The organism is Kiloniella sp. EL199, from assembly GCF_900313065.1.
In the GTDB taxonomy this organism is placed as follows: Bacteria; Pseudomonadota; Alphaproteobacteria; order Kiloniellales; family Kiloniellaceae; genus Kiloniella.
Genome location: NZ_OMPU01000010.1, coordinates 117,548 through 137,092 on the forward strand (window position 1 = coordinate 117,548; position 19,545 = coordinate 137,092).

Sequence of the window (19,545 nt, forward strand, 5' to 3'; positions counted from 1 at the left end):
CTGAATGCGAAAGATATTGTTTTGTATTTGAGGTACTCTCAAAGTAGCAGTGGTGCAAGGCGTTGTCTTGTCACAGTTCAGAGTTTTTTACGATGAGATATAAAAATGGGGCTTCTGATAATTCAGAAACCCCATTTTAAATTGTGTTTGGCTATTTTATTTTAGTCACCAAGCAAACCTTTTAAGGCATCCCCAGCACCATCAGCAGCATCCTTCAAACCTTCACCAGCATCAGAAGCGGCATCACTTACGGTATCCGTTACTGCAGAAGCGCCACCGGTGACGCCATCTGCAACACCTTTAACGCCATCTGTTACGCCCTTGGCTAATCCTTTCAGATCAACAGATCCTAACGCGCCTGTAATGTTTTTGGTAACGGCACCAAGTGCAGCTTTTAAAATGACATCCGGACTGGCACCACTATCACCTTTTCCAATATCTTTGAGATGGATATTTGGTAAGACAAGATCAATTGTTTTGTCGCCAAGTGGTGCGGCGGCAACAGAAATCTCACCATCATTCAGGTATAGATGTTCCACGATAAATTTGGGGCCATCATCTGATCCACTGTCCGAACCCTCAGATGAACTGCTATTTGTCTGCGCATTTTCGTTGATTGTATCAATATTACTTTTGGAGGGACCAACTTCATAAGTTATATGAGGTGCTGTTATGCTGATCTCGTTAATTATGACAACATCGTTGGCGATTGAGGTCGGGTCAACTTTGATGCTGATATTTTCGAATTTAAAAGCATCATCCGACTTAAAGCCTTCAGGGTTACTCATGGTAAAGCCGCTTAGGCTGCCTTCACCTGTGGTCGGTGAGATAGAGACGTTGTCCAGTGTGACTTCTGTTTGTGTCATGTCCGAAGCAACACTTTCAACCGCTGCTTTGACGATTGAATCCAGAGATGAATAGATGAAGATGACACCGACAACGATCAGTACCGCGATCGAGATAAGTGTGATGCCAGCAATTTTGATAGTTTTGTTCATTGTTTCAGGCTTCCCCGAGTTTTTTTATGATGGAGCACTTAAACATTTGTGATCTCTAAAATCTATAGGTAGATGCCACAAAACGATGTCAGTTATTCGTAAAAATCCGGATGAATCCATAAAAATCAATAACTTTTAATGTAGTAAACATGGTTAACGTTTGAAGTAAAAAGGTTAATTACAATACAAGGCATTAAAGGGGCGTTTGGAATACTTTTCCTCGTTGCAATTTTATCACAGGGCATTTTTGAAATAAAAATTATTAACGTAAAGAATTCATGAAATAGGAGTGAGTTTAAAATAAATGTTTTATATCAACTGTTTGTTGTTTTTGAATTGCCTTGGAGTTCAAGTCTCATTTTTATCACAATAAATAGGGGTGCTTTTCATTGGATGGCATAGGGACTATGCGAAAGTTGCATGGCTAATTATTTTTTATTTAAAGTAAAAACAAAGTTTTTAAAGTAAAAACTGTTTTTAGTTAATGTATTTATTGGTAATGAAAGTATTTTTACGCGTTTTTGTCTCTAATTCATGATAAATATTTCTTTGACTCTTGATGTTAATCTCTTGTAAAGATTTGGTCGTAACAAGCGACACAGGGTTGCTTGTTTTTAATTCATCCCCATATCGGGGTACGCTCACAATGATACAGGCTGTGTGGGCACGGGCTTGAAAAAGCTGCTGAAGTGATAAACTGAGGTACTTTATAAATGAGACGTGGTTTACGACAGATCATACGCTTGGGATATAGGCTACGAGGCCAATTCCGCAGTCATTGGTACGGATTTTCATCATTCCTTTTTGCGCTTGTTATTAGTGCTGGCTTGATTGCGCCTGAAGCGCAAAAAAACGCGCAAGCTGTTCAGGTTGCCGAGGATGATTTTATCTCCCCTGTTGATGTGAGACCTTTGGCCCGTGATTACGCCGTCCTGCCTGAGCTGGAACGTCGTCGTCCAACACTTGCAAATTATGATACTGAGTTAGAGTGTCTGGCACAGAATATCTATTTTGAATCTCGCAGTGAGAATACAAGTGGGAAACGTGCTGTTGCTCATGTTGTTCTTAACCGTGTTGCGAGCAAAAGGTTCCCTTCGACTATTTGTGGTGTCGTACAGCAAGGTGGTTCTTCTCGCTTGAACAAATGCCAGTTTTCCTGGTGGTGTGACGGTAAAAAAGACGAAATTAAAGATCAGGCATCCTGGGAAGAAGCGCAAAAACTTGCCCGCTATGTTTATTGGGGTGTTTCCAACGATGTCAGCGAAGGTGCACTTTGGTACCATGCGGATTACGTAAATCCCAAGTGGCGTACGGCATTTGATCAGGGACCGACAATTGGTCGCCATATTTTCTATCGCGAGAAAACAAATGATCTGGAAGTTGCTTCTCTTGAAGTGAAGTAAGCTTTTATAAAATTCTGATGAATTGAAAAGCGCTGCTAGTTGGCGCTTTTTGTTTGTCTGGTTGTTATTTCATTCGCATCTATTTATCTAACTTGTGATCGTCGACGATTTTCGCCTGACGTTTATTCTCGATTTTGGAACTTTCTTTCTCAGCTTTTGTTCGGCCAAATGCGATCCGGTTATCGGCAGCTTTTGCGTCCTTTTCCTCACGTTTCTTGTTTTTGCGAACTTGTTTTAGATTAATAACATTACTCATGAAATACCTCTGCCTTTGTAAAGGTTGTCATCAAATGTGATTTCCTGTCATTTCTTGTTTTCTAATATGATGTAACCATTTAATGCTTCTGGACCAGAATTTTTTTTATGACCTGATGGAATCAAGATGACCAGCAATCCTGTCTCTGAAAATGCCTTTGCCCCAAAAGCACAGCAAAAACCTTACGTACATGAACTTCACAATGATCAGCGCGAAGATCTTTACGCGTGGTTGCGGGCTGATAATTGGCAGGAAGTCATGCGTCAACCGGATAAACTAGCACCGGATATTCGGGATTATCTTGAACAGGAAAACGGGTATTGCAAAGCTGTTATGGCAGATACGGAAGATCTGCAAAAATTATTGTTCGAGGAATTGAAGGGGCGCATTAAAGAAGATGATTCTTCTGTACCATCCCCGGATGGTCTCTGGCTTTATTATGTTCGCTATGAAGAGGGGCAACAGCACCCGGTATTCTGTCGCAAGCCGAGAGAAGACAACGGGATTGAAAACAGGGGGAATGAAGAAGTACTTCTTGATGGTAACGTAAAGGCCGAAGGGAAAGATTTTTTCCAAATCGCAAGCTGTGCACACAGTCCGGATCATCGTTACATCGCCTATAGTGTCGATGAGACAGGTTCTGAATACTATACACTGCGAATTAAGGATCTGACGACTGGCATAGAACTGGAGGATGTGATTGATAGCACTTCCGGTTCTGTGGTGTGGGCAGCCGATAATCAAACGCTGTTCTATACAGTGTTGGATGATAATCATCGACCGTCAAAGGTACTCCGGCACTGTCTGGGGGATGAAGAAAACCTTGACGTCCTCGTGTACGAGGAAAGTGATCCCGGTTTTTTTGTTGGCATAGGGAAAAGCGAGTCTGGCAAGTGCATTCAGATATTGGCGCACGACCACCAGACATCTGAAGTTCATTTAATTCCGGCAGGTAACCCCGCCTCTAAACCTGTTGTCGTATCAGTGCGTGAACCGGGTATAGAGTATGAAGTCAGTGATCATGATGACCGCCTTCTTGTTTTGACCAATGCTGATGATGCAGTAGATTTTAAAATCTGCGAGACATCTTTTGATAAAATGGGGCGGGAAAACTGGAAAGACCTGATTGCCCATAAACCCGGCGTTTTGATTTTGAGCTTGCTTGTGTTCAAAGATTTCATGGCAAGGTTGGAGCGTGTTGAAGGCTTGCCAAAGATTATTGTGACGCATTTTTCTGATAATCAGGAGCACGAGATCGCTTTTGATGAAGAGGCTTATAGCCTTGGTATATCAGCCGGATATGAGTTTGATACCAAGATTTTGCGTTTTAGCTATTCATCGCCTTCAACACCGACACGTGTATTCGATTATGATATGGAAAGCCGAGAACGGACATTACGCAAGGAAGACGAAATTCCAAGCGGGCATAATCCTGATGCTTACACTGTTCGACGGTTGTTAGCACCTTCGCATGATGGGGCTCTTGTGCCGGTTTCTTTAATTCATAGAAAAGATACCGTTCTTGATGGCAAAGCACCGCTCCTGCTTTATGGCTATGGTTCTTATGGGAATGCGATGCCTGCAGGGTTCATGCGCAACTGCTTTTCATTGGTGGATCGGGGCTTCGTCTATGCTATCGCCCATATACGTGGGGGCACGGACAAGGGCTATGGTTGGTACCTCGATGGTAAGATGGATAAGAAGAAGAATACCTTCATCGATTTTATCGCCGCGGCAGAACACCTGATTGCCGAGGGCTATACCGCGGCGGGACAGATTGCGGCGCATGGTGGCAGTGCGGGTGGCATGTTAATGGGCGTGGTTTCCAACATGCGCCCGGATCTTTTCAAGGCGATTGTTGCGGATGTGCCCTTTGTGGATGTTCTGACAACCATGTGTGATGAAACCTTGCCGCTGACGCCACCGGAATGGCCAGAGTGGGGTAACCCAATCGCGAGTAAAGAGGCTTATGACTATATCAAGTCCTACTCGCCTGTGGATAATGTAACGGCACAGGATTACCCGAATATGCTGGTCACAGCTGGGCTGACCGATCCGCGCGTGACCTATTGGGAGCCCGCAAAGTGGGTCGCGCGTCTGCGTGAACTTAAAACAGATAGCAATCATCTGATTTTTAAAACCAATATGTCCGCGGGTCACGGTGGTGCTTCCGGACGTTTCGAGCGCTTGAAAGAAGTCGCACTGATGGATGCGTTTTTACTTAAAACATTTGATCTGTAAGTAATATCATAAAGGAGAGGGAAAACATGAAGAGACGATATGGAAGTTTTTTGAAAGTATTCTCTCTCCTTTTTGTATTCACGATTTTTGAGGGGAAGGCAGAGGAAAGTTCGAAAACATTGGTTGTCGGAGAGCTGGTTTACAAAGAATTCCATGATCCGGGCTATGTTTATTTCCAGACAGAGCAGGGCAAAAAGCTGGAAGCGGCCTTCTACTATCGGTTTATCACTTTTGAGCAAATAGAGAAGTGGACCCGCGGCGAAAATTTTGAGTTGGTTATTGATGATCGCAAGGGTGTCGGGGTACGGCGCAAATCCGATCATGGATTTTTTAAAGTTGTCTTTGCTCGGCCCGATAACCCAATCCACCTGTTAGAAAAAGCGTGTCTGGATACGGCAATGACAACCCTGGATATTGCAGGGTGTTATTACCAAAGTGCTGAGCGTTGGGGGCGTGAAAGTGATTATCTCTTTCGCGAACTTTCACGCAGTGTTTCTAAAGCCGTGTTAGCCCAACTTTCTGATGCTAAAATGAAATGGTTAGCCTATGAAGCAAGTTTAATGGATGGCTTTTATAAGTACGGGGAGGAGCAAGGTGGTTCTATTATGAGAATTCATAATGCGTCTCTAAAGAGTGAACTTTCTCAATCTTTCTTTTATCAAATCGTTCGCTTTTTAGAGTAGATGTGATGTAAATTTTAAGCACTAAAAGGGCCAGAGTTATTTGATCTGGCCCAAACTGTAATAGGCTATAGCAAGCCAGTTACGATCTGTTCACTGACTTCGCGGATGGCATCTTCAGCACCACTTTCGGATGAAAATGGATGTGACGCTGATTTTCCTTCTGCCTTGAAGGTGGTGATAACTTCGCCAGTGGCTTGATCTTTTAGAGTAACGTCGGCTGTTACATTGTTTGAGCCAGCAAAAACGCCAAATAGAACTCTTGCCGCGCCAGATACTTTTTTGGCTCCGGAAATTGTAATTTCCAAATTATATTTGGCTGTTGCGTCATTTTGATTCACGTTCGAAAAAACTTTACGGCTAACGAGCTTTCCAAAAAGACGGTCCTGAAGCCGATTTGCAAAATCCTTTGCATCTTTTTGCTGCCCTGTAGAAATGCTCAAATTTGCGTGGGCAGAATGGTCAATTGCAGATGTCGGGGCAACAGTTTGGGTTAATTTTCCAGATGAGCTACAAGCTGTGACAAAGAGAGTTAAAAAAAGAGTTATTAGGATTTTTTTAAACACGATAACGATCCTTGCTAATCATTAAATTTGAATAGGGGATGTTTGTTCGTTTTCCTCTGTTGCTGCAAGTTTTAATTTGGAAGTATTCCTCTTAAAGTTGTCTTTTGCTGGTCAGCAAGAGTTAAATCGAGTGAGAAGCATAGGCAGAAAGCAAACTGAGGACTTTGATATTTCTCATCCCGATTTATTTCGTTAGAGTAAAGCTTACATTTGGATTATCGCCTCACGGATGTCAGCAATCTTTGGACCTGCTGCTGCAAGACCACGACTGGAGCTGACCACAATTCTCTTTAGGTCAGGGGTGAGGGCTTTGATATTTTCCAGCCTTGCGCCTTGTTTTCCGATCCCTGGGGCCAGGAAGTAAGCGTTGGGTAGCTGTTCAAGGGCATACTTTAAATCGGCAGGGACTGTTGCCCCGACGACTGCACCAATGGTTTTGTTACCGCGGTTTGCCTCCCAAGTGCCGATGTCATCTAAAATTGTTTGCCAGAGTTTAGGGTTCCCGTGTTCCTGCAAGGTCGTCCCTTCCGGGTTTGATGAGCGGGCGACAACAAAGACATAAGCACCGGTATCATAAGCTCTATCAAGCAGGGGCGTTAAAGAACCAAACCCAAGGTATGGCGTAACGGTAATAGCATCTACCTGCATCGGGGCCTTGTCGCCAAGCCAAGCTTGGGAATAGGCATCGATAGTGGAGCCAATATCGCCTCTTTTTACATCTGCCAGGACAAGGAGACCCATGTCCTTTGCTTCCTTGATAATATCAGTTAGTACACTATAGCCTTCGACCCCAAATCTTTCAAAATAGGCAATCTGAGGTTTTACGATAGGGGCATTATTGTGAGCTGCTTCTAGCATAGTCAGTGCAAAGGCTCGAGCACCAGCAGCGGTGTCATCTAACCCCCAGGCTGATAACGTATCTTGAGTAGGATCAATCCCGACACACTTTGTTAGAGCATCACATGGAGCTTCTGATAAGGTTTCGAAAAATGTCATGATTGATGCTCCTCTTTATATATATTGTCGCCGATTTGATTGTGATGTTGTTAGTTTCTTTTTCTTACAAAACGCCGTTGCCAAACAGGGCTATTCACATTTGGTGGTGTGTGGTGACAAAGGGCGCAGTTGGGGAGTGGTTGGTAATCCGGCAAATCGAAATGATGCTTGATGGCCCCATAGAGGCCACCGTGGGCGGCGATTAAAACTGGACCCGGGCGATTAATCGCCTCGTTGACGGCATTTGTGGCGCGTTGGATGAATTTTTGCCTTGTTTCTGCACCTTCAGGGGTAAACACACCATCTTTCCAGTCTTCAAACCATCCGTTGTCAACAAGCCCTTCTTGACTTCCAAAGCCCGCTTCTTTCAGATCATCAATAATGACAATTTCGCAATTAAGAACCTTATTCAGTATTTGTGCTGTTTCCAGAGCTCGTTCCAGTGGGCTGGCACAGATGGTTTGAATTTTAACCTGCTTGATGGCTTCTGCTGCTTCGTAAGCCTGCTTGCGCCCAGTTTCGTTGAGGGGGATATCGGTAAAACCCTGCATCAAACCCTTGGCGTTCCAGTCAGTTTGTCCATGGCGAATGTAGTAGAATTCTTTGTGAAGGAGCATAAGAGAATGGACCTGTTTTATAATTGCTTTGTTTAACTCTTGCCTGCCGTTTTTTCATTGTTGGTTTAGGACTTCTCTCTTCACGCCTAACGCAAAAATACAACAAACCGGCGATATAAAAAAATACCCGGTATCTCAAAGGAGATACCGGGTAGCATATAGCCAAAGAATTGTGGCTTAAATATATTCAATCTTGACGATTTCGTAGCCTTTTTCACCGGCTGGTGTTCTGACTTCAACAGAATCGCCTTCTTCTTTTCCGATCATTGCGCGTGCCATTGGCGAGGTAATTGCAATTCGGCCAGCTTTGACATCTGCTTCCAGATCACCAACCAGTTGGTAAGTGGATTCTTCGTCGGTATCTTCGTCGGCAATGGTGATAGTTGCACCGAATTTCACGGTTGAACCGCTCATTGCAGCAACATCGATAACCTCTGCACGAGATATTCGTGCCTCAAGTTCAAGAACGCGGCCCTCAATAAAGCTCTGCTTTTCGCGGGCGGCGTGGTACTCGGCGTTCTCTGACAGATCACCGTGCTCACGTGCTTCGGCAATCGCGCGAATCACTGCCGGACGTTCGACAACTTTCAGGTTACGGAGCTCTTCTTCAAGGCGGGCAAGGCCCTCCTTGGTCATTGGGAACTTTTCACTCATTCGCTTTTCCAGGCGTATTTACAAACAGTTACTCCCGATTCCACCACCGTTTTAGGGCAGAATCGGGAGCCACTTAAATTAGAACGAAGATTTAAAATAAGCCTGAAGTGGCTCGACTTCAAGTAGGCCTTCTTTTTTTGCTTTTAAAGCCTCTACCATGGCACGGGCCCCATTGGCAGTTGTGAAGTAAGGAACCGAGCTGTCGAGGGCACCCCGACGGATATCAAAACTATCCGCAATTGCTTTGGCGCCTTCGGTTGTGTTGATGATCAGGTGAACTTTGCCGGACTTGATGTTATCGGCAATGTTCGGGCGACCTTCACGAACCTTCAAAGCTCGTTCTACTTCAAAACCTTTTTCCTGAAGATGGGTTGCGGTACCGCTGGTTGCGACAATCTTGTAGCCCATATCCAAGAGATCTTTGGCCAAGTCTTCCATTACTTTTTTGTCACGATCTTTGACGGAAATGAAGACTGTTCCTTCATCCGGAAGATCAATGCCGACAGCCATTTGTGCCTTGAGGAAAGCACGACCAAAGGATGTATCCAAGCCCATAACTTCACCGGTTGACCGCATTTCCGGGCCAAGCATTACATCGACTCCGGGGAAGCGGTTGAAGGGGAAAACAGCTTCCTTGATGGCAATATGTTCGCCGCGTTCTGTGATCAAATTAATGTTGGCGAGCTTTTCACCAGCCATCACACGGGAAGCAATTTTAGCAACAGCATTTCCGGTTGCTTTTGCAACAAAAGGTACAGTACGGCTGGCGCGTGGGTTTACTTCGAGAATATAAACGACATCGTCTTTAACCGCGAACTGCACATTCATCAGGCCGACAACGTTAAGCGCGAGAGCTAGCTTGTGCGCCTGTTCATTAATTTCGGCAATGATACCTTCTGACAGACTGTAGGGTGGCAAGGAGCAAGCTGAGTCGCCTGAGTGAATACCCGCTTCTTCGATGTGTTCCATGATCCCGGCAACAAAAACATCTTTGCCATCGCAGATCGCATCAACATCTACTTCGATTGCATCCTGAAGATAACCGTCAAGCAGGACAGGGTTCTTTCCGGATACCTGTACAGCTGTGTTGATATAACGTTCCAGCTGACTTGTTTCGTGAATGATCTCCATGGCGCGGCCACCCAAAACATAGGATGGACGAATAACAACAGGGAAGCCGATACGTTCAGCAACGGCGAAAGCTTCTTCTTTGGTCGTTGCTGTACCGTTGATTGGCTGACGCAAGTCAAGTTCTTGCAAGAGCTTCTGAAAACGCTCACGATCTTCTGCAAGGTCAATGGCATCCGGTGAGGTTCCAAGGATTGGAATACCTGCATCTTCGAGAGCCTGAGACAATTTAAGTGGTGTTTGGCCACCAAACTGTACAATTACGCCTTTGAGGATGCCGTTACTTTGTTCTTTACGAGCAATCTCGATAACATCTTCACCTGTAAGAGGTTCGAAATAGAGACGGTCCGACGTATCGTAATCGGTGGAAACTGTTTCCGGGTTACAGTTAACCATAATGGTTTCGTATCCAGCATCGCTAAGGGCGTAGGCCGCGTGGACGCAGCAATAATCAAATTCGATACCTTGGCCAATACGGTTTGGGCCACCACCAAGGATCATGATTTTTTCTCGGTCAGTCGGCTCTGATTCACATTCCGCCGGGTTAACACCGTCGCCTTCATAACAAGAGTACATATAAGGCGTGGTGGACGGGAACTCACCGGCGCAGGTATCAATTCGCTTGAAAACAGGGGTGACATTCAAACTGTGACGATGTTTGGTGACGTCGCTTTCTTCCTGATTGGTTAACTCGGCAAGACGCGCGTCTGCAAAGCCCATTTTCTTGAGGGTCAGGAAGGATTGACGATCTTTCGGCAGGCCGTTTTCACGAATGTCATTTTCCATCAAGACAATGTCTTCGATCTGGCGCACAAACCATGGATCAAATTTGGTGACGTCAAAAATTTCTTCAACAGTCAAACCGTGACGCAATGCCTGCGCAATTGTCAGCATTCTGTCTTTTGTTGGCTTTGAGAGGAAAGAGCGAACAGTGTCTTTATCCACATTGCCGTCTGCATCGACTGCGCCGGGAATATTGACTTCGTTAAAGCCTGTCAGGCCTGTTTCCATAGACCGCAGTGCTTTTTGAACAGATTCACCAAAGCAGCGGCCAATGGACATGGCTTCGCCCACAGATTTCATTGCTGTAGTGAGATAATCTTCAGCACCGGGGAATTTCTCGAAGGTAAAGCGTGGGATTTTGGTCACGACATAATCAATTGTCGGTTCAAAAGATGCCGGTGTGACCTTGGTAATATCGTTCTTGAGTTCATCCAGCGTGTAACCAACGGCCAGTTTTGCCGCGATCTTGGCAATCGGGAAACCTGTTGCCTTGGATGCCAGCGCAGAAGAGCGGGATACACGCGGGTTCATTTCAATAACCACGAGCTCGCCGTTTTCCGGGTTGAGGCCAAACTGTACGTTTGAGCCACCTGTGTCGACACCAATTTCACGCAGGCAGTCGATAGAGGCGTCTCTGAGGATCTGGTATTCTTTATCTGTCAGTGTCAGGGCCGGGGCGACGGTAACTGAGTCGCCAGTGTGAATGCCCATAGGGTCAATGTTTTCGATGGAACAGATGATGATGCAGTTGTCGGCACTGTCGCGCACAACTTCCATTTCATATTCTTTCCACCCCAGAACAGACTGTTCGACCAGTACTTCGGTTGTTGGCGAAGCCTTTAGGCCGCTTTTGACAATCTCTTCAAACTCTTCCGGGTTATAGGCAATTCCGCCACCCGTTCCGCCGAGGGTAAAGGATGGACGGATAATTGCCGGAATGCCGACATATTCCAAGGCTTCCAGAGCTTCTTCGTAAGAGTGAACAACCTTTGAGCGCGGAGAATTCAGGCCAATTTTTTCCATGGCGGTTCTGAACAGCAAGCGGTCTTCTGCCTTTTCAATGACATCGGCTTTCGCACCAATCATTTCAACGCCATGTTTGTGCAGAGCACCTGAACGTTCCAGCGCTAGTCCTGTGTTCAGGGCTGTCTGCCCGCCCATTGTTGGCAAAAGTGCATCGGGTTTTTCTTTCTCGATGATTTTCTCAACAACTTCCGGCGTGATGGGCTCGACATAGGTTGCATCAGCAAGACCGGGATCAGTCATGATTGTCGCCGGGTTCGAGTTCACCAGGATAACTCGGTACCCTTCTTCGCGAAGTGCTTTACAGGCCTGTGCACCGGAATAGTCAAACTCACAAGCCTGACCGATAATGATTGGTCCCGCGCCGATGATCATGATGGATTTGATGTCTGTTCTTTTAGGCATGGTCTGCTTTACTCATCTTTGTGTCTGTTTGCTCTTGCCATACGCTGGACAGTGAGCTGTTCAGCTGTCTCGTTAAAACAATGGCGGCTGCTGTTGAAAGCGCCGCCATTGCAACTTATTTTCGGCGGTCTGCTATAAGATCGCGGAACCGCTTGAACAGGTATTGGCTGTCTTGTGGTCCGGGCGAAGCCTCTGGGTGATATTGAACAGAGAACACCGGGCGATCTTTCAGACGGATACCCTGATTGGTATTGTCGAAAAGCGAAATGTGAGTCTCTTCAACATTTTCAGGCAGGCTGTCTTTGTCCACCATAAAACCATGATTTTGACTGGTGATCTCAACTTTGTTCGTGGTGAAATCTTTGACCGGGTGGTTTGCGCCACGGTGACCAAGGTGCATTTTTTTCGTGTCAGCGCCAAGTGCGAGGGCAAGGATCTGATGACCAAGGCAGATGCCAAAGATTGGCAGATCTTTTTCGTTCAGGAGTGCCTGTACCATAGGAATGGCGTACTCACCCGTTGCTGCCGGATCTCCCGGACCGTTGGATAAGAAGACGCCATCGGGGTTGTAAGCAAGAATTTCATCAGCAGTTGCATTTGCAGGAACAACTGTTACGCGGCACCCTTGGGAACTGAGAGAGCGCAGGATATTGCGTTTGGCTCCAAAATCTACAGCAACAACATGAAACTCAGGATTTTCTTCGGCTTGATACCCTTCTTCAAGGGTCCAGCGTTTCTCGTTCCAGTTTGATGTCTGGGCACAGGTAACCTCTTTGGCGAGGTCCATACCGTTCAGACCGGGAAAGTCTGCTGCTTTTTTCCTAAGCGCTTCAAGGTCAAATTTGCCGTCAGCGTGATAGGCGATACAGCCGTTAGGTGCGCCATTGTCACGGATGAGGCGGGTAAGAACGCGGGTGTCCACACCTGTGATCGCACTGAGATTATGGGATTTTAGCCAAGCATCAAGATCGCGGGTTGCGCGCCAGTTAGAAGGCTGCGTGATATCCATTCGGAGAATAGCGCCGCGTGAGGACGGCGTGACCGTTTCGATATCTTCATCATTGGCCCCGACATTCCCGATGTGAGGGAAGGTAAAGGTGATGATTTGTCCGGCATAGGAAGGGTCTGTCAGAATTTCCTGATATCCTGTCATCGAGGTATTGAAGCAAACTTCTGCAACGGCTTCACCTTCTGCGCCCAAACCTCTTCCCCAAAATACTTGCCCGTTGGCAAGAACGAGGACCGCGGTTGCTCCCGCAGGTTGTTTGCAGGCAGAATCAATAGCCCCTGTCTGGGAGACGGAGGTTTCTTTTGATGTCATAATACTCATGGATGGGGCGTCCTTTAGGCAGACGTAATCGTCAGCGATTTAATAGCTGAGGCCTTTGTATAAGCATAAGTGGCTTTTAGGTCAAGAAAAACACGAAAGAAAATATCTTTTAATAACAGTAGCTTATAAAGTTTTTAAAACTTTGCCATTTCCTGTTTTTTAGAGTAGGTTCTGGTCCTTTCTAAACTTGTTCGGGGCAAATGATGCTACGCAACAGCTTGAACGATGCTCTCAAAGAGGCTATGCGCAACAAAGATAAACAAGCGATATCAACGCTTAGGCTTATTTTGGCTGCTTTAAAAGACCGCGATATTGCGGCGCGTGGCGAGGGGAGTGATCCTATTGGCGAGGAAGCGGTTCTGGAAATGCTCCAGAAAATGATTCGCCAAAGAAGAGATTCGATTGAAATGTACGAGAAGGCTGGTCGCACAGAACTTGCAGAACGCGAGCAGAGTGAAATTTCGGTCATCGAAAAGTTTCTTCCGAAGCAGATGTCTTCTGAAGAAATTGAGAAGATTGTCGAAGAGCTTATTGCCGAACTCGGGGTGGATTCCATTAAAGACATGGGAAAAATCATGGGTGCGCTCAAAGCCAAGTACGCCGGTACAATGGACTTTGGCAAAGCCAGTGGTGTTGTAAAAGCCAAACTGGTTTAAATCTGCCAAAAGCTGATTATATGTAAACAGAACTCATGGGGTGCCTATGGGTTCTGTTTTCTTTTGCACTGCTGTGATAAGCTAACTTTCAGATCTAAGGTACTGTTGGTTTGGGAACACGCCCTTCAATGTCATTCACGCCTGAGTTTTTAGATGAACTGCGCGCACGTGTGCCGGTTTCCGGCGTGGTCGGGCGCAAGGTAAAGCTTACCAAACGCGGCCGGGAATTCAGTGGTCTTTGCCCTTTTCACAACGAAAAAACGCCTTCGTTTACCGTTAATGATGATAAAGGATTCTATCACTGTTTTGGCTGTGGTGCCCATGGGGATGTCATCACCTTTGTCACCGAGACAGAGGGACTTTCTTTTCCGGAGTCTGTAGAACGCCTGGCCGAACAGGCTGGCTTGCAGGTGCCCAAAGCCACCAGGGAAGAGGCTGAACGGTCGAAGAAACGCGCCAGTCTATATGATGTGATGGAAGAAATCGCCAAGTGGTTCGAAGAACAACTGGCGGGTGACACAGGAAAAGAAGCGCGGAATTATGTGAATCGTCGCGGATTAAGACCGGAAACCGTTAGTCGTTTTCGTCTTGGCTATTCCCCCAATCAGCGTGGTTTGATCCGCAAGGCTATGAACGCACGCGGTATCGACGACGAACAACTGGTTGATGTCGGGGTGATCAAACATAGTGATGAGGACCGTCGTAAAGATGGCCGTAAAGATGGCAGCGAATACTGGGATTACTTTATCCATCGGTTGATGTTCCCTATTACAGATCGCCGTGGCCGGATTATTGCCTTTGGGGGGCGTGCGCTTGGTGACAGTAAGGCGAAGTATCTGAATTCACCTGATACAATCCTCTTCCATAAAGGCAAGGTGCTTTACAATTTGGCGAGTGCGCGGCAGGCCGCCCATGATTTGGGCGAGGTGGTTGTGACAGAGGGTTACATGGATGTTATTGCCCTTTCGCAGGCAGGTTTCCCATCGGCTGTTGCCCCCTTAGGAACGGCGGTAACGGAAGACCAGATACAGGAACTTTGGCGGATGGTGCCAGAGCCAGTGTTATGTCTTGATGGTGATACCGCAGGTATTCGCGCAGCGCATAGAGTAGTCGAGCGTGCTTTACCCATTATCCAGCCGGGGAAATCTCTACGCTTTGCAACTTTGCCCGAGGGAGAAGACCCGGACAGTCTTATACAAACGCAAGGTTCTGCTCAGATGCGTGAGGTTCTGCGCACGGCAAAACCCCTGTCAGAAATGCTGTGGCGGAAAACCACCATGGGTGCGGACATCGAAACACCAGAACGTCGTGCTGCGCTAAAGGCCGAACTGCGTAGGCAATTCAGTGCTATCACGGATAAGGATTTGAGGTTTGAATACCAAAAGGAAATGTTCCGACGCTTTGATGAATTGACGGGTGTGACCATAAAAGGTGCCGCGCAATCTGCTGCGCAGGCCGGAAGGCAGGGATATGATTCACCGGGTTACAATCAGGGGTACAACAAACCGTTCAGGAAACAGGCTGGTCGCAAGCAGAATCGCAACCGCCAATGGGGGAAGAAGGATTCGTTTGAACTGGACCCACGCATCCCCCGACCGAATTTACCCGCGAGAAAATTAGCGCAGCGACAGGAACAGGTTTTGCTGGCGACGTTGATCAATCATCCCAATGTTTTGTCCAAACAGCTAGAGGATCTGGCGAGTTTGAGGCTTCCGAGTGAGGAATATAACAGGGTGTTACAAGATCTCGTGGATGTTATTGTTCGAGACCCGGATCTTGACAGAGAGGCACTTAAATGCCAACTCTGCGATAAGGGATATTCTCGACTGATGGATGAACTCTTGAGTCCTGCTGTTATGGATCACGGAAAATTTGCGCGACCGGCAACGGACAGCTACGCAGCTGAGCACGGTGTGACGCATATAGCGGCTATGTTCCGCGAGAAACAGGCAGAACAGGAAAAAGGTGTTCACAGTCGCGAATTTGCGGCGAATATGGACGAAACGGGATTGACTCAGCTAGAGGCGCACAAGCAACTCCGGCAAGAGACATCCGGTGTAGCTATTGATTTGGATAGTTATGACCCGGATGCCTATGAAGACAGTCACTAAGCGTTACGAGAGAGCACGTTGGCTAATTATCGAATCGGCTAGCGTGCTAAATTGCTATTTGGGGTACAAGGTTATATGGCGACCAAGGCGACCGAAACCGCTGAAAAAAGCACGGAAAATCGGGAAGAAACTTCCGACGGACCTCTAATGGATATTACATCCGCGACCGTCAAAAAGATGATCGCGAAGGCAAAAGAAGTTGGCTATGTCACTTATGACGAGCTCAACAAGGTTTTGCCATCTGATGAGATGTCATCCGAGCAGATCGAAGACATCATGGCCCTTCTTTCCGAGATGGGTATCAATGTCGTCGAGAATGAAGAAACAGACGAAGCCGTTGACGAGGAAGCGAAACCCGACGAAGCCGTTGTCGGGAACGTAAAGGAAGAGGACGCCGGACGTACCGATGATCCTGTCCGGATGTATCTTCGTGAAATGGGTACGGTTGAATTGCTCTCTCGCGAAGGTGAGATTGCGATTGCGAAGCGTATTGAAGCTGGTCGTGACAAAATGATTGGTGGGATTTGCGAAAGTCCGTTGACCATTCGTTCATTGCTTCACTGGCGTGAAGGCCTGATTCAAGGGGATCTTCTGCTCAGAGATATTATCGATCTGGATGCCACCTATGGCGGGGGACCAAACGACGATGATATCGCGTTTGAAGAATCCGGCGCTGGTGATAAAGCAGATGTCGAAGACGAATTGGTCAGTCAGCCTGGCGAAAAAGTCGATGATGATGACGACGACGACAAACCTGCACCTGCTGAAGGCGAAGAAGAATCTGGCGAGGGTGGCGAAGATGATGGCGAAGAGAACAACATGTCTCTTGCTGCCATGGAAGAAGCTTTGCTGCCGCAAGTTCTCGAGATGCTCGAAAACATTGCCGGTCATCAACAGAAGCTGAGTAAGGTTCAAGAAAAGCGCCTGACATCACTGCTTGCCGGTGACAAGGTACCGGACGCTGTAGAGAAAAAATACAGCAAGATGAAGCAGGAAATGATCGAGCTTATGGAAGGGGTTCACTTTAACTCCAACCGTCTTGAGCAGCTTATGGATCAGCTTTACGGCCTGAACAAAAACCTGATGTCTCAAGAAGGTAAACTTCTGCGTCTGGCTGAAAAGTCAGGTGTTGCGCGTCAGGAATTCCTTGATACCTATTTTGGTAGTGAGCTTCACCCGAATTGGCTTGAAGAAATTAAAACCTACAAAGGCAAGGGCTGGGATAAGTTCGCAGAACGCTACGCGGACGATATTACCAAAATCCGCGGTAGTATTTCCAAGGTTGCCGATGATGTTGGTTTGCCAATTCCTGAATTCCGTAAGACTGTTAAAGTCGTGCAGACCAGTGAAAAAGAAGCCAGCCGAGCCAAGACCGAAATGGTCGAAGCCAACCTGCGTCTTGTGATTTCTATTGCCAAGAAGTACACGAACCGTGGCCTTCAGTTCCTGGATCTTATTCAGGAAGGTAATATTGGTCTGATGAAGGCGGTGGACAAGTTTGAATACCGTCGTGGTTATAAGTTCTCGACCTATGCGACGTGGTGGATCCGTCAGGCGATTACGCGCTCTATTGCGGATCAGGCCCGGACAATCCGTATTCCGGTTCATATGATTGAAACCATCAACAAGCTGGTTCGCACCAGCCGCCAGATGCTTCATGAAATTGGTCGCGAGCCACAGCCGGAAGAATTGGCCGAACGTCTGGGCATGCCACTTGAAAAAGTGCGCAAAGTCCTGAAGATTGCCAAGGAGCCGATATCGCTCGAAACCCCGATCGGGGACGAGGAAGACAGTCATCTCGGTGATTTCATCGAAGATAAGAACGCTGTTATTCCGCTCGATTCTGCGATCCAGTCAAACTTGCGCGAAACTACGACCCGTGTTCTCGCCAGCTTGACCCCGCGTGAAGAGCGTGTGCTGCGCATGCGTTTTGGTATCGGTATGAACACCGACCACACTTTGGAAGAAGTTGGTCAGCAGTTCTCGGTCACACGTGAACGTATTCGTCAGATCGAAGCGAAAGCACTCCGCAAGCTCAAGCATCCAAGTCGTTCGCGCAAACTGCGCAGCTTCCTGGATACATAATTGCTGGGACCTGAAGATAGTGGGAAATCCACTTCGGGAATCAGATGAAAAGCTAGAGGCGTTCTGGAAAATCTGTCGGGACTATATTCCGACAGAAGACCGGAACGCCTCTTTTTCGTCATGGTTCTTTGGTGATAGTCCTGAAATGGCCGACGATCTTCTGGCTCTTGTTATGGAAGACAAGAAAACGGCAACCTGTGGTGCGTTGTTCGATTATGAGTACGATGACGAAGATCTTCCCGAAGAGGGTAGTTATCATATCCTGACCGATTTTGCAGGAAAACCACGCTGTTTGATCCAAATGACGTTGGTATCACTCGCTGCTTACAGAGATGTTACAGAAGACTTTGCTCTGGCAGAGGGTGAGGGAACTTACGAAAAATGGCTACGAGATCATCAGGCATTTTTCACACGCCGTGCTGCGGTAACTGGAAACAACTTTACGCATGATACGCTGTTGGTGCTTGAGCGTTTCAAGTTGATCTATTCAATAAAACAATAATAGTTTCATTTGATACTTTTCTGTGCAAAGTACAAAGCCGAGAAGTTAGTTATAAGAAAGCGTGCCATAACGTCCGCATCAAGACGGACAAGATGTGACGGATAATAGGGAGCTAAAGATGGATATCACACTTTTGGGGACAGGCTGCCCGGCGGTCCACACAGAACGCTATGGAGCAGGGCAATTGATCCGCCATTCTGGTATTGATGGTGATACGGAAATCCTGATCGACTGCGGTTCCGGTGTGACGCAACGTCTTGTTGGTACGAGCTCATCCGGGGCCAAGCTGGATGCTATTCTGCTCACCCATCTGCATTCTGATCATGTGATTGATATCTATCAGGTTATTGTTTCTGCCTGGCATCAAGGCAGAACAACGCCGCAACGGATCTATGGCCCCACGGGAACGCGCAAGTTTGTTGAGGGGCTGATGGCAGTCTGGAAAGAAGAGCTGGACTTGCGTATCGCGCACGAAAAGCGTCCATCGACTGCGGCTCTGGAGTTGGATATTACCGAAATCAAAGCCGGCGAGCGTCTCCAATTCGGGGAAGTCACCGTTGATGTTGTCGCTGTGGATCATCAACCTATTGATCCCGCTTTTGGCTTTGTCTTTGCTGCACCCAAAGAAAGTGGAAAGGGTAAAGGAGCAACCAAGATTGCATTGTCTGGTGATACCACCTATTGCCCGGCCCTGATCAAGGCAGCCAAAGGTGTTGACCTCTTGGTGCACGAGGTTTTTGTCCACCGGGAAATGCACGTTGTTGAAGGCGTACGCTCTGCCGAGACCATCGCAGCTGTTGCGGGCTATCACACCTTATCAGACGAAGTGGGAAAGGTGGCAAGCGAAGCTGGTGTTGGATGTTTGCTCCTGACCCATATCGTTCCGCCAAACAGTAACCGCGATGACCTGCTTGCCGAAGTCCAGAAGTCATTCGACGGCCCCGTACTGGTCGGCGAAGACTTGATGCGTGTTGATCCTGTCAGTAAATCTGTTTCCTACGGTGCCGCACGCCTTTCCTATGCTTGATGCACTTCGTGTACCATTTTGTTTATAGACGTGTATGATGCTAAGAGTGATATCTATCACCTGTCATTAGGCTCAATATTTGAT

General features: G+C 47.1%; 16 protein-coding genes. 8 read left to right on the top strand and 8 right to left on the bottom strand.

All coding sequences use genetic code 11. From position 1 onward, the window contains the following. Positions 1-161: 161 nt before the first annotated feature. Positions 162-998, bottom strand: coding sequence for an AsmA family protein (locus D9A03_RS09075; protein ID WP_120496884.1), 837 nt, complete (start codon positions 996-998; stop codon positions 162-164). Positions 999-1,711: 713 nt separating this feature from the next. Here D9A03_RS09075 and D9A03_RS09080 point away from each other — a divergent pair. Next, positions 1,712-2,401 carry a cell wall hydrolase gene (locus D9A03_RS09080; protein ID WP_120496885.1) on the top strand — a complete coding sequence of 230 codons (690 nt, stop codon included), beginning with the start codon at positions 1,712-1,714 and terminating at the stop codon, positions 2,399-2,401. Positions 2,402-2,480: 79 nt separating this feature from the next. On the opposite strand, the gene D9A03_RS09085 is transcribed toward D9A03_RS09080, so the two are convergent. Further along, positions 2,481-2,657, bottom strand: coding sequence for a DUF4169 family protein (locus tag D9A03_RS09085; protein WP_120496886.1), 177 nt, complete (start codon positions 2,655-2,657; stop codon positions 2,481-2,483). Between the two features lie 126 nt (positions 2,658-2,783). On the opposite strand from D9A03_RS09085, the gene D9A03_RS09090 reads away from it, so the two are divergent. Continuing rightward, on the top strand, positions 2,784-4,898 hold the full coding sequence (locus D9A03_RS09090; protein WP_120496887.1) for a S9 family peptidase: 2,115 nt from the start codon (positions 2,784-2,786) through the stop codon (positions 4,896-4,898). 26 nt (positions 4,899-4,924) lie between these two features. Then, a complete protein-coding gene (locus tag D9A03_RS09095; protein ID WP_120496888.1) occupies positions 4,925-5,581 on the top strand; it encodes a lysozyme inhibitor LprI family protein in 657 nt (218 codons plus the stop codon). A 65-nt stretch (positions 5,582-5,646) separates the two neighbouring features. On the opposite strand, the gene D9A03_RS09100 is transcribed toward D9A03_RS09095, so the two are convergent. The 6 genes from D9A03_RS09100 to carA form a co-directional block, all read right to left on the bottom strand. Beyond that, complete coding sequence (locus D9A03_RS09100; RefSeq protein WP_162938060.1) at positions 5,647-6,144, bottom strand: DUF4410 domain-containing protein; 498 nt, start codon at positions 6,142-6,144, stop codon at positions 5,647-5,649. 204 nt (positions 6,145-6,348) lie between these two features. Continuing rightward, positions 6,349-7,140, bottom strand: coding sequence for an orotidine-5'-phosphate decarboxylase (gene pyrF / locus D9A03_RS09105; RefSeq protein WP_120496890.1), 792 nt, complete (start codon positions 7,138-7,140; stop codon positions 6,349-6,351). Between the two features lie 50 nt (positions 7,141-7,190). Next, positions 7,191-7,757, bottom strand: a complete 567-nt coding sequence (locus D9A03_RS09110; protein WP_120496891.1) for a histidine phosphatase family protein — start codon at positions 7,755-7,757, stop codon at positions 7,191-7,193. 177 nt (positions 7,758-7,934) lie between these two features. Then, positions 7,935-8,411, bottom strand: coding sequence for a transcription elongation factor GreA (gene greA, locus D9A03_RS09115; RefSeq protein WP_047764414.1), 477 nt, complete (start codon positions 8,409-8,411; stop codon positions 7,935-7,937). Positions 8,412-8,489: 78 nt separating this feature from the next. Then, positions 8,490-11,750, bottom strand: coding sequence for a carbamoyl-phosphate synthase large subunit (gene carB / locus D9A03_RS09120; protein ID WP_120496892.1), 3,261 nt, complete (start codon positions 11,748-11,750; stop codon positions 8,490-8,492). A 115-nt stretch (positions 11,751-11,865) separates the two neighbouring features. Then, positions 11,866-13,071: a glutamine-hydrolyzing carbamoyl-phosphate synthase small subunit gene (gene carA / locus D9A03_RS09125; protein WP_162938140.1), complete on the bottom strand. Its 1,206-nt coding sequence runs from the start codon at positions 13,069-13,071 to the stop codon at positions 11,866-11,868. Positions 13,072-13,283: 212 nt separating this feature from the next. On the opposite strand from carA, the gene D9A03_RS09130 reads away from it, so the two are divergent. From D9A03_RS09130 to D9A03_RS09150, 5 genes are all read left to right on the top strand, one after another. Further along, the gene (locus D9A03_RS09130; protein WP_120496894.1) at positions 13,284-13,736 is read left to right on the top strand and encodes a GatB/YqeY domain-containing protein; all 453 of its coding nucleotides are present in this window, start codon (positions 13,284-13,286) and stop codon (positions 13,734-13,736) included. A gap of 128 nt (positions 13,737-13,864) precedes the next feature. Then, the gene (dnaG, locus tag D9A03_RS09135; protein ID WP_120496895.1) at positions 13,865-15,847 is read left to right on the top strand and encodes a DNA primase; all 1,983 of its coding nucleotides are present in this window, start codon (positions 13,865-13,867) and stop codon (positions 15,845-15,847) included. A 75-nt stretch (positions 15,848-15,922) separates the two neighbouring features. Beyond that, positions 15,923-17,932 (top strand): RNA polymerase sigma factor RpoD, encoded by a 2,010-nt coding sequence (rpoD, locus tag D9A03_RS09140; protein ID WP_120496896.1) that lies wholly within the window; start codon positions 15,923-15,925, stop codon positions 17,930-17,932. A 19-nt stretch (positions 17,933-17,951) separates the two neighbouring features. Continuing rightward, complete coding sequence (locus tag D9A03_RS09145; RefSeq protein WP_120496897.1) at positions 17,952-18,434, top strand: ASCH domain-containing protein; 483 nt, start codon at positions 17,952-17,954, stop codon at positions 18,432-18,434. 118 nt (positions 18,435-18,552) lie between these two features. Continuing rightward, positions 18,553-19,461: an MBL fold metallo-hydrolase gene (locus tag D9A03_RS09150; RefSeq protein WP_120496898.1), complete on the top strand. Its 909-nt coding sequence runs from the start codon at positions 18,553-18,555 to the stop codon at positions 19,459-19,461. Positions 19,462-19,545 lie beyond the last annotated feature (84 nt).